This window comes from Limnohabitans sp., assembly GCF_038134685.1.
Classification (GTDB): domain Bacteria; phylum Pseudomonadota; class Gammaproteobacteria; order Burkholderiales; family Burkholderiaceae_C; genus Limnohabitans_A.
This window is the reverse complement of record NZ_JAYPVP010000012.1, coordinates 1-23,674: the sequence shown is the minus strand read 5'-3', so window position 1 is coordinate 23,674 and position 23,674 is coordinate 1. Positions and strand designations below refer to the sequence as shown.

25 protein-coding genes and 1 tRNA gene are annotated in these 23,674 nt (G+C 60.2%); 14 read left to right on the top strand and 12 right to left on the bottom strand.

Annotated features, from left to right (window positions below; genetic code table 11):
• Together AAFM15_RS06870 and AAFM15_RS06865 are read right to left on the bottom strand one after the other, a co-directional pair.
• A partial coding sequence (locus AAFM15_RS06870; protein WP_341685964.1) for an acyl-CoA dehydrogenase family protein occupies positions 1 to 1,076 on the bottom strand: 1,076 nt, incomplete at its 3' end.
• Between the two features lie 11 nt (positions 1,077 to 1,087).
• A complete protein-coding gene (locus tag AAFM15_RS06865; RefSeq protein WP_341685963.1) occupies positions 1,088 to 2,290 on the bottom strand; it encodes an acyl-CoA dehydrogenase family protein in 1,203 nt (400 codons plus the stop codon).
• A gap of 106 nt (positions 2,291 to 2,396) precedes the next feature.
• Between AAFM15_RS06865 and purN the strand changes: the two genes are divergently transcribed.
• The gene (gene purN / locus AAFM15_RS06860) at positions 2,397 to 2,987 is read left to right on the top strand and encodes a phosphoribosylglycinamide formyltransferase (protein WP_341685962.1); all 591 of its coding nucleotides are present in this window, start codon (positions 2,397 to 2,399) and stop codon (positions 2,985 to 2,987) included.
• 2 nt (positions 2,988 to 2,989) lie between these two features.
• On the opposite strand, the gene AAFM15_RS06855 is transcribed toward purN, so the two are convergent.
• Complete coding sequence (locus tag AAFM15_RS06855) at positions 2,990 to 3,229, bottom strand: DUF1653 domain-containing protein (RefSeq protein WP_341685961.1); 240 nt, start codon at positions 3,227 to 3,229, stop codon at positions 2,990 to 2,992.
• Between the two features lie 27 nt (positions 3,230 to 3,256).
• On the opposite strand from AAFM15_RS06855, the gene AAFM15_RS06850 reads away from it, so the two are divergent.
• Complete coding sequence (locus tag AAFM15_RS06850; RefSeq protein ID WP_341685960.1) at positions 3,257 to 4,519, top strand: RsmB/NOP family class I SAM-dependent RNA methyltransferase; 1,263 nt, start codon at positions 3,257 to 3,259, stop codon at positions 4,517 to 4,519.
• A gap of 83 nt (positions 4,520 to 4,602) precedes the next feature.
• Positions 4,603 to 5,814 carry a fatty acid desaturase gene (locus tag AAFM15_RS06845; RefSeq protein WP_341685959.1) on the top strand — a complete coding sequence of 404 codons (1,212 nt, stop codon included), beginning with the start codon at positions 4,603 to 4,605 and terminating at the stop codon, positions 5,812 to 5,814.
• A 90-nt stretch (positions 5,815 to 5,904) separates the two neighbouring features.
• On the opposite strand, the gene rpmG is transcribed toward AAFM15_RS06845, so the two are convergent.
• The 3 genes from rpmG to trxB form a co-directional block, all read right to left on the bottom strand.
• A complete protein-coding gene (rpmG, locus tag AAFM15_RS06840; protein ID WP_191820063.1) occupies positions 5,905 to 6,075 on the bottom strand; it encodes a 50S ribosomal protein L33 in 171 nt (56 codons plus the stop codon).
• A 21-nt stretch (positions 6,076 to 6,096) separates the two neighbouring features.
• A complete protein-coding gene (rpmB, locus tag AAFM15_RS06835; RefSeq protein WP_124863363.1) occupies positions 6,097 to 6,330 on the bottom strand; it encodes a 50S ribosomal protein L28 in 234 nt (77 codons plus the stop codon).
• A gap of 192 nt (positions 6,331 to 6,522) precedes the next feature.
• Entirely contained in the window at positions 6,523 to 7,482 is a 960-nt protein-coding gene (gene trxB / locus AAFM15_RS06830; RefSeq protein ID WP_341685958.1) for a thioredoxin-disulfide reductase, read from the bottom strand.
• A 133-nt stretch (positions 7,483 to 7,615) separates the two neighbouring features.
• On the opposite strand from trxB, the gene AAFM15_RS06825 reads away from it, so the two are divergent.
• Genes AAFM15_RS06825 through AAFM15_RS06815 form a run of 3 tightly spaced genes read left to right on the top strand, consistent with a single transcriptional unit; the run spans position 7,616 to position 11,993 of the window.
• Complete coding sequence (locus AAFM15_RS06825; RefSeq protein WP_341685957.1) at positions 7,616 to 10,018, top strand: DNA translocase FtsK 4TM domain-containing protein; 2,403 nt, start codon at positions 7,616 to 7,618, stop codon at positions 10,016 to 10,018.
• Positions 10,019 to 10,023: 5 nt separating this feature from the next.
• Positions 10,024 to 10,677 (top strand): outer membrane lipoprotein chaperone LolA, encoded by a 654-nt coding sequence (gene lolA, locus AAFM15_RS06820; RefSeq protein WP_341685956.1) that lies wholly within the window; start codon positions 10,024 to 10,026, stop codon positions 10,675 to 10,677.
• On the top strand, positions 10,674 to 11,993 hold the full coding sequence (locus AAFM15_RS06815) for a replication-associated recombination protein A (protein ID WP_341685955.1): 1,320 nt from the start codon (positions 10,674 to 10,676) through the stop codon (positions 11,991 to 11,993). Before lolA ends, AAFM15_RS06815 begins: the two co-directional genes overlap by 4 nt.
• A 15-nt stretch (positions 11,994 to 12,008) precedes the next feature.
• On the opposite strand, the gene AAFM15_RS06810 is transcribed toward AAFM15_RS06815, so the two are convergent.
• On the bottom strand, positions 12,009 to 12,461 hold the full coding sequence (locus AAFM15_RS06810; RefSeq protein WP_341685954.1) for an Lrp/AsnC family transcriptional regulator: 453 nt from the start codon (positions 12,459 to 12,461) through the stop codon (positions 12,009 to 12,011).
• Positions 12,462 to 12,842: 381 nt separating this feature from the next.
• On the opposite strand from AAFM15_RS06810, the gene AAFM15_RS06805 reads away from it, so the two are divergent.
• Genes AAFM15_RS06805 through AAFM15_RS06790 form a run of 4 tightly spaced genes read left to right on the top strand, consistent with a single transcriptional unit; the run spans position 12,843 to position 16,379 of the window.
• Positions 12,843 to 13,772: a branched-chain amino acid ABC transporter permease gene (locus tag AAFM15_RS06805; protein WP_341685953.1), complete on the top strand. Its 930-nt coding sequence runs from the start codon at positions 12,843 to 12,845 to the stop codon at positions 13,770 to 13,772.
• 19 nt (positions 13,773 to 13,791) lie between these two features.
• Positions 13,792 to 14,877: an ABC transporter ATP-binding protein gene (locus AAFM15_RS06800; RefSeq protein ID WP_341685952.1), complete on the top strand. Its 1,086-nt coding sequence runs from the start codon at positions 13,792 to 13,794 to the stop codon at positions 14,875 to 14,877.
• A 10-nt stretch (positions 14,878 to 14,887) separates the two neighbouring features.
• Positions 14,888 to 15,661, top strand: coding sequence for an ABC transporter ATP-binding protein (locus tag AAFM15_RS06795; protein ID WP_341685951.1), 774 nt, complete (start codon positions 14,888 to 14,890; stop codon positions 15,659 to 15,661).
• Position 15,662: 1 nt separating this feature from the next.
• Entirely contained in the window at positions 15,663 to 16,379 is a 717-nt protein-coding gene (locus AAFM15_RS06790; RefSeq protein WP_341685950.1) for an ABC transporter ATP-binding protein, read from the top strand.
• Positions 16,380 to 16,444: 65 nt separating this feature from the next.
• Here AAFM15_RS06790 and AAFM15_RS06785 read toward each other — a convergent pair whose 3' ends face one another.
• Complete coding sequence (locus tag AAFM15_RS06785) at positions 16,445 to 17,485, bottom strand: CDP-6-deoxy-delta-3,4-glucoseen reductase (RefSeq protein ID WP_341685949.1); 1,041 nt, start codon at positions 17,483 to 17,485, stop codon at positions 16,445 to 16,447.
• Between the two features lie 45 nt (positions 17,486 to 17,530).
• Here AAFM15_RS06785 and AAFM15_RS06780 point away from each other — a divergent pair, with 45 nt between their 5' ends.
• The gene (locus AAFM15_RS06780; RefSeq protein WP_341685948.1) at positions 17,531 to 18,481 is read left to right on the top strand and encodes an SDR family oxidoreductase; all 951 of its coding nucleotides are present in this window, start codon (positions 17,531 to 17,533) and stop codon (positions 18,479 to 18,481) included.
• A gap of 38 nt (positions 18,482 to 18,519) precedes the next feature.
• Here the strand turns inward: AAFM15_RS06780 and AAFM15_RS06775 are convergent, their stop codons facing one another.
• Entirely contained in the window at positions 18,520 to 19,431 is a 912-nt protein-coding gene (locus AAFM15_RS06775) for an aldo/keto reductase (RefSeq protein ID WP_341685947.1), read from the bottom strand.
• A 103-nt stretch (positions 19,432 to 19,534) separates the two neighbouring features.
• Positions 19,535 to 19,619, bottom strand: a tRNA-Leu gene (locus AAFM15_RS06770).
• A 41-nt stretch (positions 19,620 to 19,660) separates the two neighbouring features.
• Here AAFM15_RS06770 and cysM point away from each other — a divergent pair.
• The 3 genes from cysM to AAFM15_RS06755 are packed head-to-tail and all read left to right on the top strand — an operon-like array spanning position 19,661 to position 21,359.
• Positions 19,661 to 20,563, top strand: coding sequence for a cysteine synthase CysM (cysM, locus tag AAFM15_RS06765; protein WP_341685946.1), 903 nt, complete (start codon positions 19,661 to 19,663; stop codon positions 20,561 to 20,563).
• Between the two features lie 8 nt (positions 20,564 to 20,571).
• On the top strand, positions 20,572 to 21,132 hold the full coding sequence (locus tag AAFM15_RS06760; RefSeq protein WP_341685945.1) for an NUDIX hydrolase: 561 nt from the start codon (positions 20,572 to 20,574) through the stop codon (positions 21,130 to 21,132).
• Positions 21,132 to 21,359: a sulfurtransferase TusA family protein gene (locus AAFM15_RS06755; protein WP_341685944.1), complete on the top strand. Its 228-nt coding sequence runs from the start codon at positions 21,132 to 21,134 to the stop codon at positions 21,357 to 21,359. Before AAFM15_RS06760 ends, AAFM15_RS06755 begins: the two co-directional genes overlap by 1 nt.
• Before the next feature lie 29 nt (positions 21,360 to 21,388).
• Here the strand turns inward: AAFM15_RS06755 and galU are convergent, their stop codons facing one another.
• Both galU and AAFM15_RS06745 read right to left on the bottom strand, forming a co-directional pair.
• Entirely contained in the window at positions 21,389 to 22,270 is an 882-nt protein-coding gene (gene galU / locus AAFM15_RS06750) for a UTP--glucose-1-phosphate uridylyltransferase GalU (RefSeq protein WP_341685943.1), read from the bottom strand.
• A gap of 32 nt (positions 22,271 to 22,302) precedes the next feature.
• Positions 22,303 to 23,674: class I tRNA ligase family protein (locus tag AAFM15_RS06745; protein WP_341685942.1), on the bottom strand; the 1,372-nt coding region annotated here is incomplete at its 5' end.

Genomic DNA, 23,674 nt, shown 5'->3' with positions numbered 1-23,674 from the left:
ACTTCACCCAGATGGTGCAGGGTGTCGCCAAACGTCATTTCCAGCTGCGTGAGCTTCTTGAAGTAGTGGCTCATGATGTACTCGTCCGTCACGCCAATGCCGCCGTGCATCTGCACCGCCGACTGGCCCACAAAGCGCATGGAGGTGCCCAGCTGGACGCGGGCGCGGGCCATCGCCTGGCGGCGCTTTGCTTCGGGTACCTTGAGCTTGAGGCTGGCGTAGTAGCTCATGGAGCGCGCGAGTTCGAGCTGCATCTTCATGTCGGCCGCGCGGTGGCGCAGGGCCTGGAAGGACGCGATGACCACGCCGAACTGCTTGCGCGTGTTCAGGTACTCGGCGGTGATCGCGAGGGTCTTGTCCATCACACCCACGCCTTCGGCGCAAATGCAGGCCGAGCCAATGTCGGCGGCTTCCTGCAAGGCGGTCAGCCCGTTCTTGGTGATGAGTTGCGCCGGGCTGTTGCTGAAAGCCACTTCTGCAGCACGTGAACCGTCCTGCGTCACATAGCCCTCGGCCTTGACGCCGGCAGCGCCACGCTCCACCAGGAACAGTGCCATCTGGCCGTCGGCCAGTGCGGGCACGATGAAGGCGTCGGCCACATCACCCACGGGCACGATACTCTTGGTGCCGCTCACGGTCCATTGGCCACCAGCCTCTTTGGCCTCGGCCTTGCAGCGGTCCAGGTGGTGGCGTGCGCCGCGCTCCTGGTGCGCCAGCGCCACGATGGCCTCGCCACCGGCGATGCGGGGCAGCCAGCTGGCCTGCAGTTCGGCCGGGGCGTGTGTCTGCAGCACAGCGCTGGCAATCAGCGTCTGGGCCAGGGGCTCGAGCACGATGCCGCGACCGAGTTCTTCCATGGCGATCATGGCTTCGACCGGGCCCATGCCCAGGCCGCCGTGGTCTTCGCTCACGTACAGGCCGGTCAGACCCAGTTTGGCCAGTTCGGTGTAGACGGCGCGGTCAAAACCACCTGCGTTGACGATGGCGCGGCGACGCTCGAAGTCGTAGCCTTTGTCGACCCATTTGCGCACCGCGTCGCGCAGTTGTTCCTGGTCTTCAGAAAAATCGAAATCCATGTCTTGTCTCCTCAGCCCAGAACCGTTTGTGAAACGATGTTGCGTTGCACTTCGTTGCTACCGCCGTAAATCGTGGTCTTGCGCATGTTGAAGTAGTTGGAGGCCAGCGGCGCATTGGCCACCACGCCGCCGGGGAAGTTGCCTTGCCAGCCTGCTTCCATGGCCTCGAAGATGAAGGGCAGGGCAAAGGGCCCGGCAGCTTGCATCATGAGTTCGGTGTAGCGCTGCTGGATCTCGCTTCCGCGGATCTTCAAGAGGCCTGCAATGTCCAGCGAGTTCTTGCCCGACTTCTCGGCGGAAAGCACACGCAGGACCAGCATTTCGAGGGCCACAATGTCCACTTCAAGTTTGGCGATTTCGTCGCGGAAGCGGCCGGCCGAAGGGCCGTCCACGCTGCTGTCCCACACACCTTCGGCCTTGGCAATGCGCTTGAGGCGTTCGAGTTCGCGCTTGGCACGGTTGACGTCGGCAATATTGGTGCGCTCGTGGCTGAGCAGGTGCTTGGCGTAGGTCCAGCCCTTGTTTTCCTCGCCAATCAGGTTTTCAGCGGGCACCTCGACGTTGTCGAACCAGACTTCGTTGACCTCGCATTCACCGTCGAGCAGCTTGATCGGACGCACGGTAATGCCGGGCGACTTCATGTCGATCAGCAGGAAGGAAATACCGGTCTGCGGCTTGCCTTCCGTGCTGGTGCGCACCAGGCAGAAGATCCATTCGCCGTACTGCCCCAGCGTGGTCCAGGTTTTCTGGCCGTTGACGATGTACTTGTCGCCCTTGCGCTCGGCGCGGGTCTTGAGCGAGGCCAGGTCCGAGCCGGAACCCGGTTCGCTGTAGCCCTGGCTCCACCAGACTTCGCCGCTGGCGATGCCCGGCAAGAAGCGCTGCTGCTGCCCGGCATTGCCAAAGGCCATGATCACGGGCGCCACCATCACCGGGCCGAAAGGCACGATGCGGGGGGCACCCGCCAGGGCGCATTCTTCTTCAAACAGGTGCTTTTGCACGGCACTCCAGCCGGGACCGCCGAACTGCTTGGGCCAGCCGTAGCCTAGCCAGCCTTTCTTGCCGAGGATCCTGGCCCAGCGCTGCATGTCATCGCGCGAGAGGCGCTGTGCGGCGTGGACCTTGTCCGAAATGTCCTTGGGCAGGTTCGCGTGAACCCAGGTGCGGATGTCGTCGCGGAACGCGAGTTCTTCCGGGGTGAATGCCAGATCCATAAATGTGTTTTGCAGTGAGCAGAGAAAAGGCGATACCGGTTTTTAGCACGACCGTTCGGTCTTGCCAGTCGGTACCGCGACAGGCTGCGGGGATAATCGAGGTCGCATGAAAAACATCGTCATTCTGATTTCCGGCTCCGGCTCCAATATGCAAGCGATTGTGGAGGCCGCCCGCGTCCAGCGTTGGGCCGAAAAGCAGGGTGCCCAAGTGGTGGCCGTGTTCAGCAACCGCCCGGACGCAACGGGTCTGGCCTGGGCTCGTACGCAGGGCCTGGCCGCCCAAAGCCTGGACCACAAAGCTTTCGACAGCCGCGAAGCGTTCGACCACGCCTTGATGCAGGCCATAGATGCCTTCGATCCCGCGCTCGTGGTTCTGGCGGGGTTCATGCGTATCCTCACGCCGGGTTTCGTGGCGCACTACGCGGGGCGCATGGTCAACATCCATCCCTCGCTCTTGCCTGCGTTTGCAGGGCTCAACACCCATGCCCGCGCTATTGAAGCCGGCTGCAAATTTGCCGGCGCCACTGTGCATGAAGTCACGGCGGAGCTGGACCACGGCGCCATCCTCGCCCAAGCCGTGGTACCTGTGCTGCCTGATGACACCCCCGAGGTGCTTGCCGCGCGGGTGCTCACGCAAGAGCACCGCATTTATCCGCAGGCCATCGCTGAAAAGATCGCCGCGCTTCGCTCGCGATGACATCAGTCACCTACGCGCTCAAACCGTGGCCGTGTTTTGCCATCGATCTCAACCACCTCGCTGAACATGGCTGCAGGCCGTACCCACAGGCCTTGCTTACCGTACAGCGCCTGGTATAGCGTCATGGGTTCCAGGGTTTCGCTGTGGCGCACGGTGCCCAGCACGCGGTACTGTCCGCCCTTGTAGTGGCGGTACAGGCCAGGCGGCGTCTCAATCAATTCGGGCAGGTCGTCATCGGTCATGGTCAAGCAAATGGGACAATAAAGGCTATGCATCCTAAAGCCCTTCTTGACGCTTGCGCCGAACTGGTCAAGCTCTGCCTTCTGTTTGATCATCCAGCCGACGCGGTGGTTTCGCGCTATTTTCGCGAGCACCGTTCCCTGGGCCCGCGCGAGCGCGCCACCTTGGCCGAAACGGCCTTTGCTGTGCTGCGCAAAAAACTGTTGTTTGAACAATTGGCCCGCTCGGGCAGCGGCCCCAAAGAGCGGCGGCTGGCTATTTTGGGCTTCTTTGGTCCGCGCGACTTTCTGAAAAGCGCCCTCAGCGAAGCCGAAAAAACCTGGTTGGACGCCTGCGACAAGGTACAGCCTTCCGATCTGCTGGCCCCGCACCGCCATAACTTGCCCGAGTGGATGGCCAAGGCCTTACAGGCCCAGCTGGGCGACGACTTTTGGGCTTGGGCTGCCGACCAGCAGAATCCCGCCCCGCTGGACTTGCGCGTCAACAGCCTGCAGTCCAAGCGCGATGCGGTGCTCAAAGAACTCAAGCAGGCCGGTGTGGAGGCAGAGCCGACGCCGTATTCGCCTTTGGGCCTGCGACTGCAAGGTAAACCCGCGTTGCAAAAGCTGGATGTGTTCACCCGTGGTGCCATCGAGGTGCAGGACGAAGGCTCACAGCTGCTGGCGCTGCTGGTGGACCCGCATCGCGGCGAAATGGTGACCGATTTTTGTGCAGGTGCGGGCGGCAAAACGCTGGCACTGGGCGCAGCCATGCGCAGCACAGGGCGTCTGTATGCCTTTGATGTCTCCGCCCATCGTCTGGAGGCACTCAGGCCTCGCCTGGCACGCAGCGGCCTGTCGAATGTGCACCCGGCGGCCATTGCCCACGAGCGTGATGAACGCATCAAGCGGCTGGCCGGCAAGATGGACCGTGTACTGGTGGATGCGCCTTGCTCTGGTTTGGGCACCTTGCGCCGCAACCCGGATTTGAAGTGGCGTCAGTCTGAAAAGGCTGTGCAGGAGTTGACCGCTAAACAAACCTCGATTTTGGAAAGCGCTGCGCGCTTGCTGAAGCCGGGTGGTCGTTTGGTGTATGCCACCTGCAGTGTGCTGCAGCAGGAAAACGACGACATAGCTCAAGCGTTTACCCAGACGCACCCGCAATTCAAGCCTGTGCCGGTTGCGAAAGAGCTGCAGCGCCTGAAGGTGGAGGGGGCCGAGGGGCTGTGCACGGCCAACGGCGACTATCTGCGTTTGTGGTCCCACCGTCACGGCACGGACGGCTTTTTTGCGGCCATCTGGGAAAGGGTTTGATTTAAAGCACTGGCGCTCGGGGGGCGAAAAACTTAAAATCAGCGAATTGACCGCTTTTTGCGGTGTTCTGTGAAGGTATTGCCTTGATTTTTGCTGATTCCGATATTTTCAACGCGCTGGTGCAGTGGCTGGGTCATGGTCTGTTCGATCTGGCCTGGTGGCAGATCGTGCTCGTCACTTTGGTGCTGACACACATCACCATTGCCAGCGTCACGATATACCTGCACCGTCACTCGGCGCACCGCGCCCTGGACCTGCATCCCATTCCCGCGCACTTCTTCCGTTTCTGGTTGTGGTTGACCACCGGCCAGGTGACCAAGGAGTGGACCGCCATTCACCGCAAGCACCACGCCAAGTGTGAGCGCGAGGGTGACCCCCACAGCCCCGTGGTCTATGGCATCAAAACCGTGTTCTGGAAGGGCGCCGAGCTGTACCGCGCTGAAGCCAAGAACCAGGAAACGCTGGAGCGTTACGGTCATAACACCCCTAACGACTGGATCGAGCGCCATGTCTACACCGGCCGTTCTGCGCTGGGTGTGAGCCTGATGCTCATCATTGATGTCGCATTGTTTGGTTTTGCAGGCCTGTCGGTCTGGGCAGTGCAGATGGCCTGGATCCCGATCACGGCGGCGGGCATCATCAACGGTATTGGTCACTGGTGGGGTTACCGGAACTTCGAGGCGCAAGACGCCAGCACCAATATTTCACCTTGGGGCATCATCATTGGTGGCGAAGAGCTGCACAACAATCACCACACCTACCCCACGTCGGCCAAGCTGTCGGTCAAGCCCTACGAGTTTGACATTGGCTGGCTGTACATCAGCATTCTGAGCAAGCTGGGCCTGGCCACGGTCAAGAAGACACCACCGAAGGCCGCTTATGGTGACGCACGTCCTGTGGCTGATGAAAAAACCCTGGAGGCCCTGATCGCCAACCGCTACGAAGTCATGGCCAACTACGCCCGTGGTCTGCGCAGCGTGGTGGCGCAAGAGGCCGGCAAATTGACGGATGCCAAGGTACTGGGTGCGGCCAGCCGCTGGTTGCACCGCGATGCCGAAAAGGTGCCGTTTGATGCCGTGCCCGAGTTGGCCAAGGCCCGTGCAGCCAGCCCGACGCTGGACAAAATGGTGCAGATGCGCGAAGAGCTGCGCCAGATCTGGCTGAACACACATGAGTCCCGCGAGCAATTGGCTGCAGACCTGCAGGCTTGGTGCAAGCGTGCCGAGGGCAGTGGTATTGCTGCACTGCGTGAGTTTTCGACCAAGCTGCGTTCGGTGCGGACTCGCGCTGCCTGATCGGGTGTTGTTTGAACAGGCCTCGCTTGATGCGAGGCCAACAAAAAAGCCGCTGAAGTTCAGCGGCTTTTTTTGTTGGGGTGAGCTGAATTACTTCAGTTTCACTTCCTTGTACTCGACGTGCTTGCGAGCTTTGGGATCAAACTTCATGATCGCCATTTTCTCGGGCATGGTCTTCTTGTTTTTGCTGGTCGTGTAGAAGTGACCGGTACCGGCCGTGGACTCCAGCTTGATCTTTTCGCGTCCGCCTTTGCTTGCCATGGTGTTAGCTCCTTAGAAGGTTCAGGCTTGACCGCGAGCGCGCATGTCTGCGAGCACGGCATCGATGCCATTTTTGTCGATCAGGCGCAGGGCGGCGCTGGAAACGCGCAGGCGCACCCAACGGTTTTCGCTCTCGACCCAGAAACGACGGTATTGCAGGTTCGGCAGGAACCGGCGCTTGGTTTTGTTGTTGGCGTGGGAAACGTTGTTCCCGACCATGGGCTTCTTGCCCGTTACGTCACAGACGCGTGCCATGAGGACACTCCAGTATTGTCAAAACGGCTGGTGCCGAACGGTTATTGCGCATTTGCAATGACCAGGCGCTCCAGCCTCACCTCGCCAGGATGGGTGGCGGTAACCCAGATCACTGCGTCTGTAAACCCTGCAGCTAAGGCAGGCAAACACAGCAAAGCTGGCTATTATAGCGAAAATTGAAGGGGTTGGCGATCAGCCGTTTTCCTGCTCCAGGAAGCGCTGGGCGTCCAGGGCGGCCATGCAGCCGGTGCCAGCGCTTGTAATGGCTTGGCGGTAGACGTGGTCTTGCACATCGCCTGCAGCAAACACGCCGGGCACGCTGGTCTGAGTGGAGAAGCCCTTGTGGCCACCTTGGGTCACAATGTAGCCGTTTTCCAGTTCCAGCTGGCCCTTGAAGATGTCGGTGTTGGGCGAGTGGCCAATGGCAATGAAGCAGCCTTTGAGCGTCACATCCTCGGTGCTGCCGTCCTGGGTGCTCTTCAGGCGCACGCCGGTCACGCCGCTGGCGTCGCCCAGCACTTCATCGAGGGTGCGGTGGGTTTTGAGCTCGATCTTGCCTTCAGCCACTTTGGCCATCAGCTTGTCGACCATGATGGGTTCGGCCGTGAACTTGTCGCGGCGGTGGATCAGGTACACCTTGTTGGCAATGTTGGACAGGTAAAGCGCTTCTTCGACGGCGGTGTTGCCGCCGCCGACCACGCAGCAGACCTCGCCACGGTAAAAGAATCCGTCACAAGTGGCGCAAGCGCTGACGCCGCGGCCCTGAAATTCGGTTTCGGAGGGAAGCCCCAGGTAGCGGGCCGAGGCGCCGGTGGCAATGATCAGACTGTCGCAGGTGTAGGTGCCCGAATCGCCCGTCAGGGTAAAGGGGCGCTTGGACAGGTCCACCGCGTTGATGTGGTCGAACACCATTTGGGTATTGAAGCGCTCGGCGTGTTCCTGAAAGCGTTGCATCAGCTCGGGGCCTTGCACGCCATGCACATCGGCGGGCCAGTTGTCCACTTCGGTGGTGGTCATCAGCTGTCCGCCCTGGGCCATGCCAGTGATCAGCAGAGGGTTGAGGTTGGCACGTGCTGCATAAACGGCAGCGGTGTAACCGGCGGGGCCGGAGCCGAGGATCAGGACTTTGGCGTGTTGGGCGTTGGCGCTCATGGACGGACTTCTAAAACAGGGTCAAAAACAGGCCCGAAAAGGGGCTCCCGATGTTCTGATTGTAGGCAGGCTGGCATGACCGCATTTGTTTCAGGTCATGAGGGTGCCTGATCGGGTAAGCTTGCGCCTAGACATGAGTTATTCCTTGCACACCCTTACTGGTTCGGGAGAAGCCCCGAGCGCAATTGCCACGCCGGTCAGTGGCTGGCGGCGTTTTACCCAGGAAATTTCCTTGCTGATCACCGGTGTGGCCCTGTTATTGGCTGTGCTGGCCTTGATCAGCCATAGCCCGGTCGATGCCGCTTGGTCGACCACAGGCTCGCAAACTGACGTTCACAACTGGGCGGGACGCTTGGGCGCCTGGTTTGCTGATGTGGCGTATTTCCTGTTCGGGTATTCGGCGTGGTGGCTGGTGCTGGCTGCTTTGCGTCTGTGGTCAGGCGGAGTCAGGCGCTGGTTGCACAGCGCCGATCTGCCTCGTGCAGCATTGCTGCCACCCAGAAAGCATCGTGCCCGGGCGCTGGTGGTTGTGGGTTTGCTTTTGCTGGTGTCTGCCAGCGCTGCCCTGGAGTGGTCACGCCTTTATCGCCTGGATACCGGTTTGCCGGGGTCGGCGGGTGGAGCTTGGGGGCTGGTGCTGGGGCAGTTGAGCGAATACTGGCTGGGTTTTACGGGCAGTGCCTTGGTGACCTTGGGCATCATGGTGCTCAGCAGTGCCTGGGTGTTTGGTTTTGCCTGGGGCCAGTGGGCGGAGTTGATCGGTGAGCGCATTGACCGTTTGATGCGGGCGCGCGAGCTGCGCAAGGAAATGGAGCAAGACCTGGCCATGGGCCAGCAAGCCTTGCGCGAGCGCGAAATGGTGGCGAACCATTTCCAGCCGGTGGAGCCGATGCTGGATGCAGACATGTTGCTTGCTCCGGAGGGGCAGCTGGATCTTGAACCTGTGCAGGTGCCAGCGCCTAAGCCTGCCATGGTCATTGAGACCCCCGTTGCGCAGGTGCAGCAAAGCGAACGCGTGGTCAAGGAAAAACAAAAGCCCTTGTTCAATGAATTGCCCGACAGCAAGCTGCCGCAGGTGGACCTGCTGGATGCCATGTCTGGCAAGCAAGAGACGGTGTCACCGGAAACCCTGGAGATGACCAGTCGCCTGATCGAGAAAAAACTCTCGGACTTTGGCGTCAAAGTGCGCGTGGTGGCTGCTGCGCCCGGACCGGTGATCACACGCTACGAAATCGAGCCTGACACCGGTGTCAAGGGCTCGCAGATCGTCAACCTGGCCAAGGATCTGGCGCGCTCGCTGTCTCTGGTGTCGATCCGTGTGATCGAAACCATTCCTGGCAAGAACTACATGGCGCTGGAATTGCCCAACGCCAAACGCCAGTCGATCAAGCTCAGCGAAATCCTGGGCTCGCAGGTCTACAACGAAGCCAAGTCCATGCTCACCATGGGGCTGGGCAAGGATATCGTGGGCAACCCGGTGGTGGCAGACCTCGCCAAGATGCCGCACGTACTGGTGGCCGGTACCACGGGCTCGGGCAAATCGGTGGGTATCAACGCCATGATCCTGTCGTTGCTCTACAAGGCCGAAGCGCGCGATGTACGCCTCTTGATGATCGACCCCAAGATGCTGGAGATGTCGGTCTACGAAGGCATTCCGCATTTGCTGGCGCCAGTCGTTACCGATATGCGGCAGGCTGCGCATGGCTTGAACTGGTGCGTGGCCGAGATGGAGAAACGCTACAAGCTCATGTCAAAAATGGGTGTGCGTAACCTGGCGGGATACAACGCCAAAATTGACGATGCCACGGCTCGCGAAGAGTTCATCTACAACCCTTTCAGCCTGACGCCGGATGATCCGGAGCCGCTCAAGCGGCTGCCGCACATCGTGATCGTTATCGACGAATTGGCTGACTTGATGATGGTGGTGGGCAAGAAGATCGAAGAGCTGATTGCCCGTCTGGCTCAAAAGGCGCGTGCTGCTGGCATTCACCTGATTTTGGCCACCCAGCGTCCCAGCGTCGACGTGATCACCGGTCTGATCAAGGCCAATATCCCCACCCGCATCGCCTTTCAGGTCTCCAGCAAGATCGACAGCCGTACCATTCTGGATCAGATGGGCGCCGAAGCTTTGCTCGGTATGGGGGACATGCTTTATATGCCTTCGGGGACGGGTTTCCCGATCCGAGTGCACGGCGCGTTCGTGAGCGACGACGAAGTGCACCGCGTCGTCGAATACCTTAAAGCACAAGGCGAGCCTGACTACATCGAAGGCGTGCTCGAAGGTGGGACGGTCGATGGTGAAGACAGTCCCTTGGGTGATGGCAGTGAAGGTGGCGAGAAAGACCCGATGTACGACCAGGCGGTCGAAGTTGTGCTCAAGCACCGCAAGGCCAGCATCTCGCTGGTGCAGCGCCACCTCAAGATTGGCTACAACCGCGCTGCGCGTCTGGTGGAAGACATGGAAAACGCGGGCCTGGTCAGCGCCATGAGCGGCAGCGGCCAGCGCGAAATTCTGGTGCCCAACCGGGCGGAGTAAACAGCATGTTCGGACTTCGTCACGGTGTGATGGGTGCGTTGGCCTTGTTGGCATGGACAGCTGTGCAGGCACAGGCTACGCAATGGCTGGATGAGTACCTGCGCACCGTGCACAGCGGGCGAGCGCAGTTTTCTCAGGCCGTCACATCGCCAGCGCGTGCGGGGCAGGCGCCTCGTGTCAAGAACTCCAGCGGGACTTTTGAATTCAAGCGCCCTGGCAAGTTCCGCTTTGTGTATCAACGCCCTTACGAGCAGTGGTTGGTGGCTGATGGCAAAACCATGTGGCTGTATGACCTGGATTTGCAGCAGGTGACTGCGCGTGCGCAGACGCAGGCTTTGGGCACGTCGCCTGCTGCCTTGTTGACATCGGCGCAGGGTGTCAGCGGTTTGCAAAAAGACTTTGAGCTGCAAGACCAGCCCGATGCCGAGGGTTTGAGCTGGGTGCTGGCCACGCCGCGCGCGGCTGATGCGTCGTTGGCTTCAGTGCGCGCAGGACTGCGTCGCACGGATGCTGGGGTTGAGCTGGTGCGCCTGGATGTGCTTGACCGTTTGGGGCAGCGCTCGGTGCTGACCTTTTCGGCCGGTGCCAACAACGTTGATTTGCCAGCCTCGCTGTTCGTGTTCCGTCCTCCAGCTGGGGTGGATGTGATTCGGCCATGACCGATTTGTTTGCCCAAGCGACACCGCACCAGCATTCGCCGTTGGCAGAGGCTTTGCGGCCCAAGACGCTGGATGAAGTGATTGGGCAATCGCACCTCTTGGGTGAAGGCAAACCTTTGCGGTTGGCGTTTCAGTCGGGCAAGCCCCACTCCATGATTTTCTGGGGTCCGCCTGGCGTGGGTAAAACCACCTTGGCCCGGCTGACGGCCACCGCTTTTGACTGTGCCTTCATTGCCTTGTCAGCCGTGTTCTCTGGGGTGAAGGATATCCGCGCGGCGATGGAGCAGGCCCAGCAGAACCAGGCCTTGGGACGGCAGACCATTTTGTTTGTGGACGAAATTCACCGGTTCAACAAATCGCAGCAGGATGCTTTGCTGCCGTATGCTGAAAGTGGTTTGGTGACGTTCATCGGGGCCACCACCGAGAACCCCTCGTTCGAGGTGAATTCAGCCCTGCTGTCGCGGGCGCAGGTGTATGTGCTCAAGTCGTTGACCGACAGCGAGTTGGGAGATCTTCTCAAGCGCGCGCAGGACAAGGCTTTGGCAGGCCTGGCGTTTGAAGACGTAGCCCGAGACACCCTCATCGGTTATGCCGATGGCGATGCCAGAAGGTTTCTGAATCTTCTGGAACAGTGCCAGACGGCGGCGGGTGCGGCAGGCGTGACGCGCATTGATGCTGATTTTGTGCAAAACGCCTTGACCTTGAACAGTCGGCGCTTTGACAAAGGCGGGGACAATTTTTACGACCAGATTTCAGCCCTGCACAAATCGGTGCGTGGCTCGCACCCTGATGCCGCGTTGTACTGGCTCACGCGCATGCTCGATGGCGGTGCTGACCCGCGTTATCTTGCGCGGCGCATTGTGCGCATGGCCTGGGAGGACATTGGCTTGGCTGACCCGCGGGCCATGCAAATTGCCAACGATGCGGCGTTGACGTATGAGCGTTTGGGCAGTCCCGAGGGGGAACTGGCCCTGGGGCAAGCAGTGATTTACCTGGCGATTGCCGCCAAGAGCAATGCGGGCTACAACGCCTACAACCAGGCCCGGGCTTTTGTGAAGCATGACAAGAGCCGCGAGGTGCCGGTCCATTTGCGTAATGCCCCCACCAAACTCATGAAAGAGCTGGGTCATGGCCATGCTTACCGCTACGCGCATGATGAGCCTCATGCTTATGCGGCTGGCGAAACCTATCTGCCCGATGGCATGGACGAGCCGGGCTGGTACCAGCCGGTGCCGCGTGGGCTTGAAACCAAAATTGCAGACAAGCTGGCATTCTTGCGCCGCCTGGATGAAGAGGCCGACAAGCCGCCGCGTTGAAGCGGTGTGGCCGTCTTAATAGCTGGGCTGAATTTGCCGCGACAGCACTTGGCGCAAGGAAAAACTCGAACGCAGCCGCTGTACACCTGGCAGTTGGGATAAATGGCGGTGTAGTTGTTCGTAATCGCTGGCGTCACGCGCCACCACGCGGACTAAATAGTCGAATTCGCCGCTCATCAACCAACAGGACAGCACCTGTTTGACGCCTGCAATGGCCGCCTCAAAAGCGGACATGGATGCACCATCTTGGCCCCGCAAGGTCACCTCCACAAAGATGTCTTGCTTGTAGCCCAAGCCCGAGGGCGATACGGTGGCGGTGTAGCCCGTGATGATGCCTTCGTCCTCCAGTCGTTTGAGCCTGCGGGCCACTGAGGATGAGGAGGTGGCGCACCGGTCTGACAACTGCGCCAGGGTTTGGCGGCTGTCGTCCTGTACGGCCTGAATCAATTTGACATCTGTTTTATCCATGGTGGTGAATTTTTCCTCATATTTTGCTATAGAAGGTTAAATTTGCCGATAAATTGGTTTAATCATCGAAATATGAACATATTTTTCGCGATGGCTTCACTACACTCCTCGGATTCCAAAAACAAAGGAGACAAACATGCCTCATGGAGCGTTCGCAACAGCTGCCCTGACGCCAAAGCCAAGCAGGGTAAATACCTGCAGTTTGCGGGCTGACACCTGGCTGACCCCCGTTACAATGCGGGCCACATCGACCCGATCCAGTCAAAGCTGGCGGGTTTTTTGCTAATGGAACGGATGTGGCCCATAAGGCCTTTTTCGAACTGAAGACATCAACCGATGAACTGACCAGGCATGAGCTGGTCGCAACGGAGTTATTCACGCATGGACATCTTGCTTCAACAGATCATCAACGGTCTGGTACTGGGCAGCATGTACGCCTTGGTGGCCTTGGGCTACACCATGGTGTACGGCATCATTAACCTTATCAACTTTGCGCATGGTGAAGTGCTCATGGTCGGCGCGCTGACCAGCTGGAGCGTCATCGGCATGATGCGCGACAGCATGCCTTGGGCACCAGGCTGGGTCATTTTGCTGTTGGCCACACTCATTGCCTGTGTGGTGGCCGCAAGTTTGAACTTCACGATCGAAAAGGTGGCTTACCGCCCCTTGCGCAACAGCCCCAAGCTGTCGACGCTGATCACGGCGATTGGCATGAGTATCTTGCTGCAAACCGTGGCCATGATCATCTGGAAGCCTAACTACAAGGCTTACCCCGCACTGCTGCCCACCGATCCCATTGCGATTGGTGGCGCAGTGATCACACCGACACAAATCATGATTCTGGGCGTGACGGCAATTTCGCTGGCGGTGCTGATGTGGCTGGTCAACGCCACACGTCTGGGGCGCGCCATGCGTGCCACGGCAGAGAACCCGCGTGTGGCAGCCCTGATGGGGGTCAAGCCCGACATGGTGATTTCTGCCACCTTCATCATTGGCGCTGTCCTGGCTGCCATTGCGGGCGTGATGTTTGCGTCCAACTACGGTACGGCGCAACACGCCATGGGCTTCATTCCAGGCCTGAAGGCTTTCACCGCTGCCGTGTTTGGCGGCATTGGCAATTTGTCCGGCGCAGTGGTTGGCGGCATTTTGCTGGGCCTGATCGAGTCTATTGGCTCGGGCTACCTGGGCCAGCTCACAGGGGGTGTGCTGGGCAGCCAGTACACCGACATTCTGGCCTTCATTGTGCTCATCATCATCCTGACGCTGCGTCCGTCTGGCTTGATGGGTGAACGCGTGGCCGACCGCGCTTGATTGACAAGGAGCACTGAACATGAAAATCAACGCTTCTTCCAAAAACGTGCTGCTGGTGATCGTGCTGGCACTGATGTTGCCGCTGGTGCTGCAGAACTTTGGCAATGCCTGGGTGCGCATTGCCGACATGGCGCTGCTCTACACCTTGCTGGCGCTGGGGCTGAACATTGTGGTGGGCTACGCCGGTCTGCTGGACCTGGGGTATGTGGCTTTCTTTGCAGTGGGTGCGTACATGTACGCGCTCCTGTCATCTCCACACTTGATTGACACTTTCCCCGCCATTGCAGCCATGTTCCCGGAGGGCATGCACATGCCCTTGTGGCTGATCATCCCGGTGGGGGCAGGGCTTGCAGGCTTGTTTGGCATGCTGTTGGGTGCGCCAACGCTCAAGCTGCGTGGCGATTATCTGGCCATCGTGACGCTGGGTTTCGGTGAGATCATTCGCGTGTTCATGAACAACCTGGACCAGCCGGTGAACATCACCAACGGGCCCAAGGGCATCGACATGATCGACTCGATCCACTTCTTTGGCTTTAGCCTGAGCAAGCGACTGACCATTGGCGAGTTCGACATTCCTTCGGTGACGCTGTACTACTACTTGTTCCTGGTGCTGGTGCTGTTGAGCGTTCTGGTTTCGCACCGGCTGGAAAATTCGCGTATCGGGCGTGCCTGGATGGCAATTCGTGAAGACGAAATTGCGGCCAAGGCCATGGGCCTGAACACGCGTAACCTCAAGCTGATGGCCTTCGGCATGGGGGCCACTTTTGGTGGTGTTTCCGGAGCCATGTTTGCGGGCTTCCAGGGCTTTGTGTCGCCCGAGTCGTTCAGCCTGATGGAGTCGGTCATGATCGTGGCCATGGTCGTTTTGGGTGGTCTGGGCCACTTGCCCGGCGTCATCTTGGGTGCCGTGCTCCTGTCTGCCCTGCCCGAAGTGCTGCGTTACATCGCGGGTCCTTTGCAGGAGATGACGGATGGTCGCCTGGATGCGGCCATCTTGCGTCAGCTGTTGATTGCGCTGGCCATGATTGTGGTCATGCTGCTGCGTCCGCGTGGTTTGTGGCCAGCGCCCGAGCATGGCAAAAACCTGCGCAAGAGCCATAAGTGAGGGGCACACCATGAAAAAAGATGTTGTATTGAAAGTGGCAGGTGTCTCCAAACGTTTTGGTGGTCTGCAAGCCTTGTCCGATGTGGGCATCACCATTGAGCGCGGTCAGGTTTATGGCCTGATTGGCCCCAACGGCGCGGGCAAGACCACGTTCTTCAACGTGATCACCGGTCTGTACACGCCAGACGGTGGTACGTTCGAACTCGCCGGGCATGCTTATGAGCCCACGGCCGTGCACACCGTGGCCAAGGCCGGCATTGCGCGTACCTTCCAGAACATTCGTTTGTTTGCCGACATGACGGCGCTGGAAAACGTGATGGTGGGCCGTCACATCCGGACGAACTCCGGTTTGTTGGGCGCCATTTTTCATACCCCCGGCTTCAAGCGTGAGGAAGCGGAAATTGCCGAGCGCGCCCACGAGTTGCTGGACTATGTGGGTATTGGCAAATACGCCAACTACAAGGCGCGCACGCTGTCCTACGGCGACCAACGTCGTCTGGAAATCGCCCGCGCTCTGGCCACCGACCCGCAGCTGATCGCGCTGGACGAGCCTGCTGCCGGCATGAACGCCACCGAAAAAGTGCAGCTGCGCGAACTGATCGACCAGATCCGCTCGGACAACCGCACCATCTTGCTGATCGAGCACGACGTCAAACTCGTCATGGGCCTGTGCGACCGCGTGACGGTGCTCGACTATGGCAAACAGATTGCCGAAGGTACGCCTGCCGACGTGCAGAAAAACGAAAAAGTGATTGAAGCCTATTTGGGCACCGGAGGACACTGACATGGCCAATACGCTATTGAAAGTCAAAGGCCTGAAAGTGGCTTATGGCGGCATCCAGGCCGTCAAGGGTGTGGACATGGAAGTCCACGAAGGCGAACTGGTGTCCTTGATCGGCTCCAACGGCGCAGGCAAGACCACGTCCATGAAGGCCATCACCGGCACCTTGCCCATGCAAGGCGGCGACATCGAGTACCTGGGCAAGAGCATCAAAGGCCAGGGCCCATGGGATCTGGTCAAACAAGGTCTGGCCATGGTGCCCGAAGGCCGTGGTGTGTTCACCCGCATGACGATTGTCGAGAACCTGCAGATGGGTGCCTACATTCGTCATGACAGCACCGCCATTGCCGATGACATGGAAAAGATGTTCCACATCTTCCCGCGTCTGCGCGAGCGCAAGGACCAGCTGGCCGGCACCATGTCCGGTGGTGAACAGCAAATGCTGGCCATGGCCCGTGCGCTGATGAGTCGCCCCAAGGTGCTGTTGCTCGACGAGCCCTCCATGGGCCTGTCGCCCATCATGGTGGACAAGATCTTTGAGGTGGTCAAAGACGTGTACGCCCAGGGCGTGACGGTGTTGCTGGTGGAGCAAAACGCCAGCCGCGCTCTGGCCCTGGCCGACCGTGGCTATGTGATGGACTCCGGCCTCATCACCATGACCGGCGCGGGCAAAGACATGCTCGAAGACCCCAAAGTGCGCGCCGCCTATCTGGGCGAATAAGCTTTCGCCTGATGCAAGAAAAACGCCCGGCATGCCGGGCGTTTTTCTTTGGCTGGTCGAGCAGATCAGGCTTTGGCTTTATCGGCCTCGGAGGTGAACGAGTCAGCGTAAAACTCTTCTGCGGGCAGTTTGCCTTGCGCCACATATTCGCGCTGGGCAGACTCCACCACGATGGGGGCTCCACAGGCGTACACCTGATGGCCCGACAGGTCCGGGTGGTCTTGCAGCACGGCCTGGTGCACGAAGCCGGTGCGGCCCGTCCAGTTGTCCTCGGCTTCGGCGTTGGAGATCACGGGCACAAACTTCAGGTTAGGCATGGCCGCGCATTGCGCCTGCACCCAGTCGGCCATGTACAGGTCAGCCGGGCGGCGGCCGCCCCAGTACAGGGTGGCTGGGCGTTGGCTACCAATGTGCTGCATGTGCTCGATGAGCGCTTTGATGGGGGCAAAGCCTGTGCCGGAGGCCAGCAGGATCATGGGCTTGTCGGAATCTTCACGCAGGTAGAAGCTGCCATACGGCCCCTCGGCGCGCAGGATGTCTTTTCCTTTCATGGTGGAGAACACCGGGTCGGTGAACTTGCCCCCGGGCATGTGGCGAATGTGCAGCTCTACTTGCGGAGGAGATACCTCCAGCGTATGTGGCGCATTGGCCATGCTGTAGCTGCGGCGCGAGTTGTCGCGCAGGATGAACTCGATGTACTGGCCCGCACGGAACTTCATGGGTTCGCTGGCCGGCAGCTGGACCTTGAGCACCATGACGTCGTGAGACTTTTTCTCCAGGCTGGCCACACGCACTGGCATTTTTTTGACGGGCAGACCGCCTTCCTCGGTCACTTGTTTGGATTCGAGCACCACATCGCTTTGCGCAGTGGCGCAGCAGGTCAGGATCAGGCCTTGCGCTTCTTCGTCAGCTGACAGGGCTTTTTCCTGATGCGGGCCGTGCACCACGGTGCCCGACACCTTTTTGCATTTGCAGGAACCGCAAGCGCCGTCCTTGCAGCCGTAGGGCAGGCCAATGCCCTGGCGGATGCCAGCGGTCAGCAGGGTTTCGTTGTCATCGGCGGTAAAACGGCGGCCACTGGGCTCAACGGTGATTTGAAAGCTCATGTTTTGGGTATCCTTGCAGGGTTGTTGAACCCGGAATCCTCAATTTTGCCTTCAAATCAGACTCCCTTAGGTGCCTTGCCCTCACGTTTTCGTCGTCAACGAGTGCTGATCGTTGGCTGTGGCGATGTAGGGCTGCGTACAGCGGGCGTTTTGGGTGCGCCCACTTCGCAACGCGTGCGTCTGCTGGCGCTCACCTCCAGCCTCGAGCGCGTACGCTTGCTGCGCGCTTGCGGGTTAACGCCTTTGGTGGGCGATTTGGATGACCCGGGTAGTCTGTCCCGTCTGGCTGGTATTGCACACCGTGTGGTGCACCTGGCCCCGCCGGATGCCGAGCGTCGCAAAACCGGTGAGACGGACCCACGCACCCGCAACCTGATGCGTGCGCTGCGCAAACGCACATTGCCGCAGTCGCTGGTGTATGCGTCCACCACGGGCGTGTACGGCGACTGCCAAGGCGAGAGGGTCAGCGAGACACGCACGGTGCAGCCACACACACCTCGCGCCATGCGCCGCGTGGATGCCGAAGCCTGGGTGCGCCTGTTTGGGCGCAGTGGATCGGTGACCAGCATCTTGCGCGTGCCCGGCATTTACGCTCAAGACCGCGAAGGGGGGACGCCGCGTGAACGGCTGATCAAGCGCACACCCGTGCTGCAGCCGCAAGACGATGTGTACACCAACCATATTCACGCCAACGATCTTGCGCGTGCCTGCATGCTGGCCCTGTGGCGCGGCAAGCCGCAACGTACCTTCAATGTGTGCGACGACACCGACCTGAAGATGGGCGACTACTTTGACCTGGCTGCCGACCTCATGGGCTTGCAGCGCCCACCCCGTGTGGCGCGCAGCGAGGCCGACCAGTCTCTGCCTTTGATGCTGCTGAGCTTCATGAACGAGTCAAGACGCCTGGACAACGGCCGATTGAAACGCGAGCTGCGCCTGAAACTGAATTACCCGCATGTGCGCGATGGCCTGGCGCTGCAAAAGCAGTTGCTTTAAATGACTGGCTGAGCGTTCATGAACATCTCATAAAGCAATCAAGGCACCTCGTGGCCATTGGCGAGTTCGTATAACTCAAACCAGGTTTGGCGGTCCATGGGTACCTTCAGCGCCTGGGCAAAGGCGCCAATGCGCTCCAGCTGGTTGCTGCCCATCACCGGCAACACGCCCACCGGGTGGTGCATGAGCCAGGCCATGGCCACGGCGGTGGTGTCGGTGCCGCTGGCTTGTGCCAGCGCGGCCAGCTTGGGCGCCAAACGCGCCGCGGCAGTGCCAGTCTGCGCGGCCTGGCTGTGCAATCGCCCGCCACCCAAGGGCGACCAGGCCATCACCGGCATGTGGTGCTGCTGCGCGTGCGCGATTTGCCCGTTGATGAAGGGCGCGGTGTGCAGCAGGCTCAGCTCGATCTGGTTGGTCTGCAGCTGATGCTCCATGCGCGACTGCAGCAGGTCCACGTCCCAGGGCATGAAGTTCGACACACCCACAGCGCGCACCTTGCCGCTGTCGATCAGACCGTCCAGGCAGGCGCCCAGCGCGGTGGCGTCGCACAGCGGGTCGGGGCGGTGAATCAGCAGCAGGTCGATCACGTCCACACCGATGCGCTGCAGCGAGCGGTCCACACTGGCGGTGATGTGCGCCGGTGAGGTGTCGTAGTGCTTCACCCGCGTGCTGGGCCACTGCTGCGACAGCAGCATGATGTCGGTTTTGGTGACGATCTCGATCTGATCGCGCAGCGCCGGGCGGGCCTTGATGGCCTCGCCAAACAGCGCTTCGCAGCGGTAGTCACCGTAGATGTCGGCGTGGTCAAAGGTGGTGATGCCTTGGGCCAGGCAAGCGTCGATGCGCGCCAGGTTGGCGTTGACGCTGGTGTCGCTGGCTTCAGACAGGCGCCAGACGCCGTAGGCCATTTGGCTGAGTTGGCGACCGTTGGGTAGGGTAATGCGGTTCATGGCAAGAGCATCGCAGAGAAAGTTGGGGTGCAGTCTTGCATCAAAAAAGGCCTCTCAAAGAGAGGCCTTTTGATCATGAACTGAATCTTGACTCAGTCTCAAGTGGTGCCCGGGGCCGGAATCGAACCGGCACGCCTTGCGGCGGGGGATTTTGAGTCCCCTGCGTCTACCAATTTCACCACCCGGGCAGGGTTCTGTGTGAAGGGCTAAATTATGGCACATTAACACCATGATTTATCCCACCATTGAAGATGCCATTGGCAAAACACCGCTGGTCGCTCTGCAGCGCTTGGGCGCTGAAGTCTGGCAGCCCCGACGCAATGTGATTTTGGGCAAGCTCGAGGGCAACAACCCAGCCGGTTCGGTCAAGGACAGGCCAGCCTTGTCGATGATTCGACGCGCCGAAGAGCGCGGCGAGATCAAGCCGGGCGACACCCTGATTGAGGCCACTTCTGGCAACACCGGCATTGCGCTGGCCATGGCTGCAGCCATCAAGGGATACCGCATGATTTTGATCATGCCCGAGGACCTGTCGATCGAGCGTGCGCAGACCATGAAGGCCTTTGGCGCTGAGCTGATCCTCACGCCCAAGAGCGGCGGCATGGAATACGCGCGCGACCTGGCTGACGAGCTGGTGGCGCAAGGAAAGGGCCGCGTGCTGGACCAGTTTGCCAACCCGGACAACCCGCGCATTCATTACGAAACCACGGGCCCCGAAATCTGGGAGCAGACGGGAGGGCGCATCACCCACTTCGTGAGCGCCATGGGCACCACCGGCACCATCACCGGCGTTTCGCGATTCCTCAAGGAAAAGAACCCGGCTATTCGCATCATCGGTGCGCAGCCTAGCGAAGGCTCGCGTATTCCCGGCATTCGCAAGTGGCCGCAGGAATACTTGCCCAAAATTTACGACCCCAGTGGCGTGGACGAGCTGGTGTATGTGTCGCAAGACGATGCCGAGGACATGTGCCGCGACCTGGCCCGCCAGGAGGGCATTTTTGCGGGCATCTCAGCGGCGGGTGCCTGCTGGGTGGCGCAGCAAATTGCCAAGACGGTAGAGGACGCTACCATTGTGTTTGTGGTGTGTGACCGGGGCGACCGCTATTTGTCCACGGGCGTGTTCCCGGCCTGAAAGCCCTCGTGAGCGAATTCAAGTTTTGCCCGCAGTGCGCCACGCCTTTGCAGTGGCTCAGCCAGCTCGAAGACGGTGGCGAAAAGCTGCGCCTGCGTTGCCCGGCGTGCGACTTCACGCACTGGAACAATCCCACGCCGGTGCTGGCCGCCATTGTTCAGGTCGGCGACAAGGTGCTGCTGGCACGCAATGCGGCCTGGCCGGGCAGGCGCTTTGCCTTGATCACCGGTTTCATGGAGGCGGGGGAAACGCCAGAGCAGGGCATCACCCGCGAGATCAAGGAAGAAACCCAGCTCGATGTGCTGTCGCTGAAGCTGGTGGGGGCGTATGACTTTCAGCGCATGAACCAGGTCATCATCGCTTACCATGCGCAGGCGCAAGGCGCCGTGAGCCTCTCGCCCGAGTTGCTGGAATACAAAATGTTTGCCCTTGACGAGCTCATTTGCTGGCCCGCGGGCACGGGCTACGCGCTGGGCGATTGGCTCAAAACACAAGGGCATGAACCGCGCTTCATGAGTTGGGAAGAACGCGAGCAGTTTGAGCGCGAAAAGAGCGAGATGGAGAAGTGATGCAGATCGACAAAGAAATCGACACCAGCGGGCTCAACTGCCCCTTGCCCATTTTGCGCGCCAAGAAAGCTCTCAGCGAAATGCAAAGCGGGCAGGTGCTCAAAGTGATCGCCACCGACCCAGGGGCCTGGCGCGACTTCGAGGCCTTTGCCCGTCAGACCGGCAACACCTTGCTGCAACAGGAAAAGACTGAAGACCAATTCCTGTTCTGGTTGTCGCGCCGCTGAACGGGTGCAACGGGTGGGGTCACCCCGCCTTAGAACTTGAGGCTTTGCAGGTACTGGCGGAACGATTCGCCCACTTGCGGGTGTTGCAAGGCCAGCTCTACTGTGGCCTCAAGGAAGCCTTCTTTGCTGCCGCAGTCGTAGCGCTTGCCTGCGTACTGAAAGGCATACACCGCCTCGCGCTGCATCAGGCGTGCAATCGCGTCGGTCAGCTGAATCTCGCCACCCACGCCCGTGGTTTGCTGGCGGATCTCATCAAAAATGCCAGGGGTGAGGATGTAGCGTCCGGCCACACCCATGCGTGATGGGGCTTTCTCGGGGCTGGGTTTTTCCACAATCTGTTCGACGCGGATCATCTGCTTGCCAGCCGACTCGCCGGCCACGATGCCATAGCGGCGCACCTGGTCTTGCGGTACTTCCTGCACCGCCAGAATCGAGCGACCTTGCTGCGCATGGGCGCGCACCATCTGGCTCATCACGCCATCTTGTCCGCTGGGGCCGACCATCAAATCGTCGGCCAGCAGCACGGCAAAAGGCTCGTTGCCCACCAAGGGCTCGGCACACAACACCGCGTGGCCCAGACCCAGCATGCGGTTCTGGCGCACATAGGCGCAGACCATGTCGTCAGGCTGCACCGAACGCACCAGGGCCAGCAGCTCGTTTTTCTGCGCTTGTTCGAGTTCGGTTTCCAGTTCGTAGGCGGTGTCGAAGTGGTCTTCAATCGCGCGCTTGCTGCGCCCTGTCACAAAAATCATGTGGCGGATGCCAGCGGCATAGGCCTCTTCGACCGCGTACTGGATCAGTGGCTTGTCCACCACCGGCAGCATTTCCTTGGGGGCGGCTTTGGTGGCAGGCAAGAAGCGCGTACCGAGGCCAGCAACCGGAAACACAGCTTTGCGAATGGTTTGAGACATGCGACCGATCCTTTATTGAAACTGGAATATTGTCACCCCAAACGGGCCAGCTGCTCTTTGACTTTGCCCAACGTGGCGGTGAAGTCGGCCACGCGCTTTTTCTCCTGCTCGATCACCGCTGGCGGCGCCTTGGCCACAAAGGCTTCGTTGGACAGCTTGGCGTTGGCTTTGGTGATTTCGCCTTCCAGGCGAGCCACTTCCTTGGACAGGCGCACCTTTTCAGCGGCCACATCAATTTCCATGAACAGGCACAGGCGGGCTTCGCCCACAACGGCCACCGGTGCAGCTTGCGCGGCAGCGGCCCAGTCGGCCTCGTTGTCGAAGACCTTGACCTCGCTGAGCTTGGCCAGCGCTTGCAACACCGGGGCAGCGCTTTGCATGAAGGCGGTATCGCCCAGCACATACATAGGCATGCGGGTGGCGGGCGAAACGTTCATTTCGCCGCGCAGGTTACGGCAGGCGTCCACCAGGGTCTTGAGCTTGGCGACATGGGCTTCAGCCTGCTCGTCAATGCGCTCGGGCTGGCTGACCGGGTAAGCGGCAATGCTGACGGACTCACCTGCGCGACCTGCGACGGGAGCGACCTTTTGCCACAGCTCTTCGGTGATGAAGGGGATGATGGGGTGAGCCAGGCGCTGGATGGTCTCCAGCGTGCGGATCAGCGTGCGGCGGGTGCCGCGCTGCTGGGCTTCATTGCCGGTGTTGATCTGCACTTTGGCAATTTCGAGGTACCAGTCGCAGAACTCGTTCCACACGAAGTCGTAAATCGTGTTCGCCACGTTGTCGAGGCGGTACTCGGCAAAGCCCTTGGCCACATCGGCTTCAATGCGTTGCAGGGCCGAGACGATCCAGCGGTCGGCCTGGCTGAATTCCAGGTAGCCACCAGGCAGGCATTCGGCGGCGCCGTGTTCTTTGAGGCCGCAGTCCTGGCCTTCGCAGTTCATCAGCACAAAGCGCGTCGCGTTCCACAGCTTGTTGCAGAAGTTGCGGTAGCCCTCGCAGCGCTTGCTGTCGAAGTTGATGGAGCGGCCCAGCGTGGCCAGCGCGGCAAAGGTGAAGCGCAGTGCGTCAGCCCCGTAGGCCGGAATGCCTTCGGGGAATTCCTTTTCGGTCTGCTTGCGGACCTTGGGCGCGGTCTCGGGCTTGCGCAGGCCCTGAGTGCGTTTTTCGAGCAGAGGCTCCAGGGTGATGCCGTCGATCAGGTCCACGGGGTCGAGCACATTGCCCTCGGACTTGCTCATCTTCTTGCCTTGGGCGTCGAGCACCAGGCCGTGGATGTAGACGTGCTTGAACGGGACACGACCGGTGAAGTGGGTCGTCATCATGATCATGCGGGCGACCCAGAAGAAGATGATGTCGTAGCCGGTGACCAGCACGCTGCTGGGCAGGTACAGGTCGTAATCC